The sequence below is a fragment of the Cobetia sp. BL01 genome (assembly GCF_056493605.1).
Window position 1 is genome coordinate 1 of the sequence record NZ_JBVBEE010000016.1, and the last position, 8,220, is coordinate 8,220.

9 protein-coding genes and 1 pseudogene are annotated in these 8,220 nt (G+C 64.0%); all 10 read right to left on the bottom strand.

The window, feature by feature from the left end; all coding sequences use genetic code 11:
- On the bottom strand, positions 1-212 hold a 212-nt coding region (locus ACZYGA_RS16850), incomplete at its 3' end, for a hypothetical protein (RefSeq protein ID WP_479399715.1).
- A gap of 105 nt (positions 213-317) precedes the next feature.
- On the bottom strand, positions 318-776 hold the full coding sequence (locus ACZYGA_RS16855; protein WP_043337196.1) for a hypothetical protein: 459 nt from the start codon (positions 774-776) through the stop codon (positions 318-320).
- A 66-nt stretch (positions 777-842) separates the two neighbouring features.
- Positions 843-2,543, bottom strand: coding sequence for a DUF3141 domain-containing protein (locus ACZYGA_RS16860; RefSeq protein ID WP_213115273.1), 1,701 nt, complete (start codon positions 2,541-2,543; stop codon positions 843-845).
- Positions 2,544-2,592: 49 nt separating this feature from the next.
- A pseudogene (locus ACZYGA_RS16865) lies at positions 2,593-2,799 on the bottom strand (hypothetical protein); the annotation flags it as partial.
- An 84-nt stretch (positions 2,800-2,883) separates the two neighbouring features.
- Positions 2,884-3,543 (bottom strand): methyltransferase family protein, encoded by a 660-nt coding sequence (locus ACZYGA_RS16870; protein WP_087720110.1) that lies wholly within the window; start codon positions 3,541-3,543, stop codon positions 2,884-2,886.
- The gene (locus ACZYGA_RS16875) at positions 3,536-3,781 is read right to left on the bottom strand and encodes a DUF2933 domain-containing protein (protein WP_052384922.1); all 246 of its coding nucleotides are present in this window, start codon (positions 3,779-3,781) and stop codon (positions 3,536-3,538) included. The genes ACZYGA_RS16870 and ACZYGA_RS16875 overlap by 8 nt, the downstream gene beginning before the upstream one ends.
- 2 nt (positions 3,782-3,783) lie before the next feature.
- Positions 3,784-6,192, bottom strand: coding sequence for a copper-transporting P-type ATPase (locus tag ACZYGA_RS16880; protein ID WP_479399716.1), 2,409 nt, complete (start codon positions 6,190-6,192; stop codon positions 3,784-3,786).
- Positions 6,193-6,292: 100 nt separating this feature from the next.
- Positions 6,293-6,547, bottom strand: a complete 255-nt coding sequence (locus tag ACZYGA_RS16885) for an SHOCT domain-containing protein (RefSeq protein ID WP_043337204.1) — start codon at positions 6,545-6,547, stop codon at positions 6,293-6,295.
- A gap of 201 nt (positions 6,548-6,748) precedes the next feature.
- Entirely contained in the window at positions 6,749-7,087 is a 339-nt protein-coding gene (locus tag ACZYGA_RS16890; protein ID WP_225347873.1) for a DUF5676 family membrane protein, read from the bottom strand.
- On the bottom strand, positions 7,080-7,433 hold the full coding sequence (locus ACZYGA_RS16895) for a YHS domain-containing protein (RefSeq protein ID WP_052384923.1): 354 nt from the start codon (positions 7,431-7,433) through the stop codon (positions 7,080-7,082). Before ACZYGA_RS16895 ends, ACZYGA_RS16890 begins: the two co-directional genes overlap by 8 nt.
- Between the last annotated feature and the right edge of the window lie 787 nt (positions 7,434-8,220).

The window sequence follows — 8,220 nt, forward strand, 5'->3', positions numbered from 1 at the left end:
CACCCGATCGCCGCGGCGGCCTCGACGATCTCGGTGGGACGGCCGATGAGCACCGGCTCGGCGATGCCCAGCCTCGCCGCCTCGCGAAGCGTCTCCAGCACGGCGGCCTGGGCCGCGTTGACCACGGCGACGCGGATCGGGTTACCGCCACCGGCTCGCTGAATCAGATCATCGAGCGTCGCAAGGGCCACTGGCGTTGCCGTCTGGGTCATGTCACCTCCTGGGTGTTGGTTAATGTGCGCTGCACGTGCCGGGCGATCATCCGTTCTTCATTAGTGGCTACGACCTCTGCTTAGACGGCCCTGTAGCGTCGACATCTATAGATCCCGAGCCCGGTTGATCTGCTGGGACAGACGCATCGCCTCGTGTTCCTCCAGCTTCAAGAGCTCGCGAACGAGATCCCGAGCCTCGGGGATGTCGGCGCGTCCTTCCAGGTAGCGGTATAGCGCGATGACCTGATCGTGCAGCGAGAAGACTTCCCGGCTGATGTCTTCGAAGCCCATCTCGGCATAGGGCAAATTGCACGCCTGATGGGGTTTGATGGGCGCATGCGACAGATAATCGTAGACCCAGGTGTTTAGGGCCTTGGGGTCGGCCTGCTTCTCGAAGCTGGCCACGGTGTGCTCCAGGACCGCCTCGTGATCGGCGAGATACTCCAGCAGTGATTTGGCCCGTGCCTCCTCCTGCCGGGTGGCACAGTGCCTGAAGCACTCGGCCAACTGGGCATGCAGCTGGCGAGTCCAGTCGATCAGGTCATGAAAGGTCTCGATCTTCATTTATTGCTCTCCATTAGTGGGTTGCTCTATAGGTATTGGCTGTAAACCGGGTCGGCTTCGACTGGGTCACTCGTTCTCGCTCCACCATCCCCCGCCGTAGAGGCTGCGAAACCCCATCTCGTACATGCTGTCGCGGGTCGTGCCGGCAAGCTCCAGCGTCGAGGCGATAGAGTCGCTCAACAGCGTCTCCCATTGCCGATAGGGGGTGTCACTATCGATCGGCGCCGGTGCGGTCTCTACCATCTCGGCCAGCCACTTCACACCGGTCATCCAGGGGGAGAAGCGTTCCGAGTACATCAGCCGGCTGGTCCGCGCCGGATGCAGTTGACGCAGCACCTCGGCTGACCAGGGGGTGGTGTAAAACCGCACCCAGGGCCCGACGAAGGTCTCGTAGAGGGCCACATTGTGCTCGGAGAGCGCTCGCACCCCTTCGAACGCCGGGGCCTGGTCGGGAAAGTTCAGGTCTTCCACGCGGCGCTCCTCGAAGCGCACCTGGAACTGGGGCTTGTGACAGTCGGGGTCGCCGGTGGGGTTGTCGATGCGCATCTCGTAGAGGCCAGGGGCCAGGTCATTCAGATTGCCGACGCTCTCGAGGATCGCTCGGTGCTCGAGGCGCGCCACCTTGGAGGAGACGAAGATGCCCAGATGCCCGACGTGGGGATTGAGCAGGTAGACGATACGCTGGTCGGCGGCCTTGAGTGCCGCGGTATCGGGATAGACCGCGGGGATCCAGTTGAGCGCCTGATGGGGCGGGGTGATGTTGTCGCCGCCGGAGGCGAAGATCACCAGGGGGTTGCGGATGCGCTTGAGGTCGACGCTACAGCCGGGGCAGACCTCGAGCTCGCCACGCTCCAGCTTGTTGCCGACGAAAAGGTTCTCGACGATGGCAACGATCTCCTCTTTGCTCAGGCTATAGAAGCCCGTCCACCAGCGCTCGAACTCGAGGAAGCGTTCGCGCTGGCCGTCGATGTCGGCGAACAGCTGATAGTCCTTCTGCCACAGGGTATTCGCAGGCTTGAGGGCTTCGAAGTTGGTGGCGAGGTTCGCACCGTCGAAGCGCCCGTCTCCCAGGTCGGCCATCAGGTGCGTCAGCCAGGCACCGCCAAGCAGGCCGCCGGCGAGGCGCATGGGATTGACGCCGGATTCGCCGGACCAGTAGGAGAGCGGCGAGCCGTTCAGCACCGCCGGCCCGACCAGACCCTCGCAGTCGGCGGAGAGCAGCGCGATGGCCCAGCCCGCCTGGCAGTTACCGTAGAGCACCGGCGGCTGGCCGGGGTGGCGCTCGGCCAGCGTCTCGACGAAGCGGCGCAGGACGTGCAGCACGTCCTCCAGTGTCTGGCCGGGGACGGGCTCGGGGAAGAAGATCACGAAGTAGACCGGGTGTCCCTCGTGGAGCGCCATGCCCACCTCGGAGTCGCGCTTGAAGCCGCCGATGCCTGGGCCGTGGCCGGCACGCGGGTCGACGATCATCACTGGCGGCCTAGTCTCGTCGAGGCAGCCCTCCAGGCAGTCCTCGCCGACCCGGGTGATGCGCAGCAGGGCATAGTTGGCGGGGCGCGCCAGTCGACGGCCATCCACGAGCATCTCGTAATCGAAGTCGAGCAGTGGCGGCTTGCCCGCCTGCTCATGCTCGAGCATGTTGTCCGCGCGCTCACACAGCGTGTCCAGGTAGCGTACGCCGCGTCGCCACAGGTCGGTCTGATAGGCGAGTAGCTCCGTGGCCGGGTGGCTCGGGAGGGTGCCTTCTTCGGGCTCGGGTGCGGTCATCGGGGCGTCCATCTCTGGTGGGGCGGTGGGTTGGCGCTTGCGCGGGGTTTTATGAGCCGTGGGTGGCTTGGTGGTGGATGTTTTGGCGGTCATAGTGGATACCTCTCAGTGTCAGGATGTCGTGGGCGCCGATCTCGATCCGGGACTCGGACAGGAAGCGGTACGGCGGAACCTTCAGGTTGATCGGCGCCGGCACCGCCTTGAACACGCGTCCGGCGAAGTCGAACTGGGAGCCGTGGCAGGGGCAGAAGAAGCCCCGGGCGAGTCGTCGCTGACGACCACGATCGTGCCGACGAGAAAAACGTCTGCTTTTCATGACTGCACCTCTGGGATTTTGTCCTTACAGGCGCCAGCCACTCGTACTCGCCATCCGCAGGTGCGGAATGAAGCGTGGCGTGCGGGCCGCGTAGGTCTGCCATTTGTCGCCAAACTGGCGCGCTACGTCGCGCTCTTCGTGGATCGCCAGTCGTGAGTACATCCACACCAATACCGGGAACATGACCAGGGTCAGCAGGGTGGGCCACTGCAGCAGGAAGCCGGTCATCACCAGCACGAAGCCGGCGTACTGGGGATGCCGGACATGGGCATAGAGCCCGGTGGTGGCCAGTTCTCCCCGCCGCTGGGCGGTATAGAGTGACCGCCAGCCGGCGGCGATGAGCCAGAAACCCGCGGCGATGAACACCATGCTCAGCAGATGGAACGGCCCGAAATGCGGGTTGGCCTGCCAGCCGAACAGCATCTCCAGCAGGTGGCCCGCATCGTGGCTGAACCAGTCCACCTCCGGGTAGCGCGACTGCAGCCAGCCGGAGAGGAAGTAGAGGGTCAGCGGGAAGCCGTACATCTCCGTGAACAGCGCCACCAGGAAGGCGCTGAAGGCCCCGAACGAGCGCCAGTCGCGGCGCGTCTGCGGCTTGAAGAAGCTGAAGGCGAAGAAGATGAAGATCGCCGAGTTGAGAATGACCAGGCCCCACAGCCCATAGGCGGGTACGTCATCACTCATCGCGTCCTCCCTTGTGATCATCATGCCCGCCATGACCCCCGTGGCCTCCATGTCCGCCGTGCATGAACACATGCATTAGCGGACAGGCGAGCAGGATCAGCCAGGGCAGGGCACCGAGCAGGTGCACCTTGTGCTCCTCCCAGAGCAGGAAGCCCATCACCGCCAGGGCGATCGCCACCATGAGCCAGAAGCTGCCTTTGCTGGGTCCTCGCTCCAGCCACCCCTTTTCGTCATGCATGATCAAATCCTCACCCGGCGCAGGCGCAGCGAATTCATCACCACCGACAGCGAAGACGCGCTCATCGCGAAGGCGGCGAACATCGGCCCGATCAGGATGCCGAGGAACGGATAGAGGATCCCGGCGGCGATCGGTACGCCGGCCCCGTTGTAGACCAGGGCGAAGAACAGGTTCTGCTTGATGTTGCGCATGGTGGCCAGCGACAACTTGCGGGCCCGAACGATGCCGTCGAGGTTGCCCTTGACCAGCGTGAAGCCGGCGCTTTCGATCGCCACGTCGGCGCCGGTGCCCATGGCGATGCCCACATCGGCCTGGGCCAGGGCGGGAGCGTCGTTCACCCCGTCGCCCGCCATGGCCACCTTGCGGCCTTGTTCCTGCAATTCGCGGATGATGCGGGCCTTGTCCTCGGGCAGCACGTCGGCGCGGATCTCATCGATACCCAGTCGCCCGGCCACCGCCTTGGCCGTCCGCTCGTTGTCGCCGGTGGCCATGATGATGCGAAAGCCAAGTTTGTGCAGCGCCTTCAGGGCCTCGGGGGTGGTCTCCTTCACCGGGTCGGCGACGCTGACCAGGCCGGCGATCTGGCCATCGAGCACGACGAACATCACCGTTTCGCCTTCATCGCGGCGGGCGTTCGCGGTCTCGGAGATCCGGCCGCCATCGAGGCCCAGTTCGGCCATCAGCTTGGCGTTGCCGAGGGCCACCGACTGGCCGTCCACGACCCCCTTGACGCCCATGCCGGTCACGGCTTCGAAATCGGTGGCATCGGCGAGGGATACGCCACGTTCTTCGGCGCCGGCGACGATGGCCTCGGCCAGTGGGTGTTCCGAGCCACGTTCGAGGCTGGCCGCCAGGCGCAATACCTCGGCCTCGTCATGCCCTTCCTCGGGCAGCACCGCCACCAGCTTCGGCTTGCCTTCGGTCAGGGTGCCGGTCTTGTCGACCATCAGCGTATCGACCTTGGCGAAGCCTTCCAGCGCCTCGGCATTCTTGATCAGTACGCCGGCCTGCGCGCCGCGTCCGGTGGCCGTCATGATCGACATCGGCGTGGCCAGCCCCAGTGCACAGGGGCAGGCGATGATCAGCACCGCCACCGCCGAGACCAGCGCATAGGACAGCGCCGGCGCCGGCCCCCAGATCGCCCAGGCGATGAAGGAGAGGATGGCGACGCCGATCACCGCGGGCACGAACTTGCCCGCCACCTTGTCGGCGAATTTCTGGATCGGTGCGCGGCTGCGCTGGGCGGCAGCCACCATCTCGACGATCTGGCTGAGCATGGTGTCGGCGCCGATGCGGGTGGCCTCCATGACCAGGCTGCCGGTGCCGTTGATCGTGGCCCCGGTGACCTTGTCGTCTTTGACCTTTTCCACCGGCACCGGCTCGCCCGAGAGCATCGACTCGTCGATCGAGGAGCGGCCCTCGACCACCACGCCGTCCACCGGCACCTTGTCGCCGGGGCGCACCCGCAGGTGGTCGCCCACCTGCACGTCTTCCAGCGCGACCTCTTCTTCGCTGCCGTCGGGCCGGATCACCCGCGCGGTCTTGGCGGCCATGTCCATCAGCGCGCGGATCGCCTTGCCGGTGCCTTCACGGGCGCGCAACTCCATCACCTGACCCAGCAGTACCAGGGTGACGATCACCGCCGCGGCCTCGAAATAGACGCCGACGGTGCCGTCTTCCCGGCGAAAGCCGTCGGGGAAGACGCCCGGCACCAGCACCGCCACGATGCTGAACAGATAGGCCGCGCCGACCCCCATGCCGATCAGGCTGAACATGTTGAGGTTCATGGTGCGGAAGGAGTTGTAGCCGCGCACGAAGAACGGCCAGCCCGACCACAGGATCACCGGCGTGCTGAGCACCAGCTCGATCCACATCGCGTTGCGTTCACCGAAGAAGTCGCGAATGGCCCCGAGGCCCAGGTAGGGGCTCATCGTCAGAATCAGGACCGGAAGCGTGAGCACGGCCGCGACCCAGAAGCGTCGGGTAAAATCGACCAGCTCGGGATTCGGCCCTTCATCGCCGACCGTCGCCGATTCCAGCTCCAGACCCATACCGCACAGGGGGCAGGCACCGGGAGTGGTTTGGCGCACCTCGGGGTGCATCGGGCAGGTGTAGACGGCGCCGGCATGCCCGGCCGGCACCTTGTCGTACTTGCCGCCGTGGGCCGGCGCGGAGGCCCCATGACCATGCCCGTCATGCGTCTGCGAGTCGTCGCTTCCCACGGGCACGAGGTGCATGCCGCACTTGGGGCAGTCACCCGGCTGGTCGGAGACGACCTCCGGGTGCATCGGGCAGGTGTATTGGGCGCCACCCTGGCTGCCGGCGGCGTGTTGGTCCGTATCGCCGCTGCCTAGTGTCGGTGCCTCGTGCGAGGCATGCCCGTGACAATGGTCGTGTTGGTGTTGCGTCATGGAATCGTCTCCGTCGCTTCCGCGTCTTGATTCAACCTCGTGGCCCTATCTCGATAGGGTCGAAACTAATAGTGCCGTATCCAATAATCAGGAGGTGCGATCAAAGCAGAAGATCGCGCTTGCGTTGCTCGTACTCCTCGCGGTCGATTTCTCCCCGGGCGTAGCGTTCTTGAAGAAGGTCCAGGGCCGTTGGCCGCCGTTGAGAAAATGGCTCGCCCCGGCCTCGGGTCAGGCCACGCACCAGGAGAACGGCCAAGGCAATGACGATGCCCCAGAACAACACCATCATGAGCCCGCCGAAGAGCATATGCCCCCAGCCGTAACTCCCCATATACGCCATCATGTCGCCCCACATGGTCGGATCTCCTTTTCTTGTTACTTACTTTGCCCTGACGTCAGGCTAAAGCCTGCGGGTAACCCAAGGGTCAAGAGAAGGTAGAGATGAAAGTAGGCGGCTCTTGATCCCGGACAGTTTCCGACCTCTTCAGTGGAATGGAATCAACGCCGCACGCATGCGTTGAGGCCTTCGGTATTGAGTGATGGATTCGTTCATGGCCTACGCTCCGCTGTGTCGGTTGAGGCGTGTGACAAAGAAGTTGTATAGCGGGCCGAAGACCAGGGCGATGTACCAGCCGTAGCCGAAACTTTCGACCAGCCCCAGGAAGAAGCTTGACCAGCTGAGCCAAGTGAAGCCTGGCAACAAGCGCAGCCAGCTCTTATACATCGCCTGGTCGGGAAACAGCAGATCGAAGCCGACGCAAAGGATGAAGGTTACGGCCAGGAACAGCCCCAGGCTCATCCCGAGTGCGATCATGGGAATCCGCGGCGTTGCCTGAACCGGCAAGCGAGTTCCTGAACGGGGCTTGGCTGTCAACGGAGCATTGGCATCAGGCATCTTTGTTCTCCGGTTGGAGGGGCGAGGCCGTTGCACCAGGGACGAGATACTGTTCGGGCGCGGCCTCGAAGCGCTCCCGGCAGTCACGAGAGCAGAAGTAAAAGACGTGGCCATCGTGGACGCTTGGCTTGGCCCCTTTCGTTCTGACGGTCTTGCCGCAGACGGGGTCGACGTCCTCGGCTGGCGGAATCCACTCCAGCCCTTCAGTTGCACGTTGATTCCCTGGGCTATCGTTGTCGTGTTTGGTCCTGCCATGGCTGTGCCCCATGACGTGGGCGCCACAGCCGAACCGCATCATCAAGAAGAGGATTGCTGCCCAAAGCAGGAAGTAAAACAGTGCGTCCATAAAGTCTTCCTCGTGACGTCCGCTAAGCCGTACCCGATACCGAGCACTCGGGTGTGGTTGCGAATGTGCATGCACTTCTCATGGTGGGAAGAGTCTCTGCACACACAGCGGCCACTCCGGCAGTTGCCTGGATCAATGTGGGGCGGGCACGGGTTTTCTCCCACGCGGCCACGGCTGGAAGCGCGAGATGGAGATACGAGGTCGACTTAGACTCTGTAGCGTTGGGTCAAAAGGTAGACAGGAACCGAGGAGGGTGAGGGAGGGGCACTTGGCGAGCCGCTGGCGGTGACAACCCGGGGCGCTATGGCCGGGGCCGTCATGCTCAAGGGAAGGGGCTCGAGCTCCAAGTCCTGGCGCTCCAGGCGCAACAGGGCGCTGCCGACATTACGAGTGCCATGGCCATGGTGGCATCGCGGTTGAGGATAGTCTGCGTTGATGAACTCGGTGTTCGAGTGCGTATCTGCGTGAGGCTCAACGCCAACCTGGCCAGACTCAGTAGAGGAGGGAGCATCTGCCGAGGAGGGGTCATCTGCCATTGTGGCGGCGCTAGAGAGCAGTAGCACCATGCCCAGCAGGATGACCAGACCAAAGCGATGCCAGGCGGTGGCAGACCGCGAGGATTGCTTAGGAAATGACGTGTGCCTGGCCATGCGGCAGGGCTCCTGCAGAGTGATGTATATCTTAACCTAGCGCAGATTCGAACCTTGTCCATTGACACGGATCAAGACGGAGCTTGCCGTAAGCTGCAGCGGCCTCATTGAAGTGGTGACCTGGGCGAATGGCTGGG

Coding starts and splice junctions, on each gene's coding strand:
- ACZYGA_RS16870 (WP_087720110.1), bottom strand. CDS start 3,543: ATGAGTGATGACGTACCCGCCTATGGGCTGTGGGGCCTGGTCATTCTC.
- ACZYGA_RS16895 (WP_052384923.1), bottom strand. CDS start 7,433: ATGGACGCACTGTTTTACTTCCTGCTTTGGGCAGCAATCCTCTTCTTG.
- ACZYGA_RS16885 (WP_043337204.1), bottom strand. CDS start 6,547: ATGTGGGGCGACATGATGGCGTATATGGGGAGTTACGGCTGGGGGCAT.
- ACZYGA_RS16875 (WP_052384922.1), bottom strand. CDS start 3,781: ATGCATGACGAAAAGGGGTGGCTGGAGCGAGGACCCAGCAAAGGCAGC.
- ACZYGA_RS16890 (WP_225347873.1), bottom strand. CDS start 7,087: ATGCCTGATGCCAATGCTCCGTTGACAGCCAAGCCCCGTTCAGGAACT.
- ACZYGA_RS16860 (WP_213115273.1), bottom strand. CDS start 2,543: ATGACCGCACCCGAGCCCGAAGAAGGCACCCTCCCGAGCCACCCGGCC.
- ACZYGA_RS16855 (WP_043337196.1), bottom strand. CDS start 776: ATGAAGATCGAGACCTTTCATGACCTGATCGACTGGACTCGCCAGCTG.
- ACZYGA_RS16880 (WP_479399716.1), bottom strand. CDS start 6,192: ATGACGCAACACCAACACGACCATTGTCACGGGCATGCCTCGCACGAG.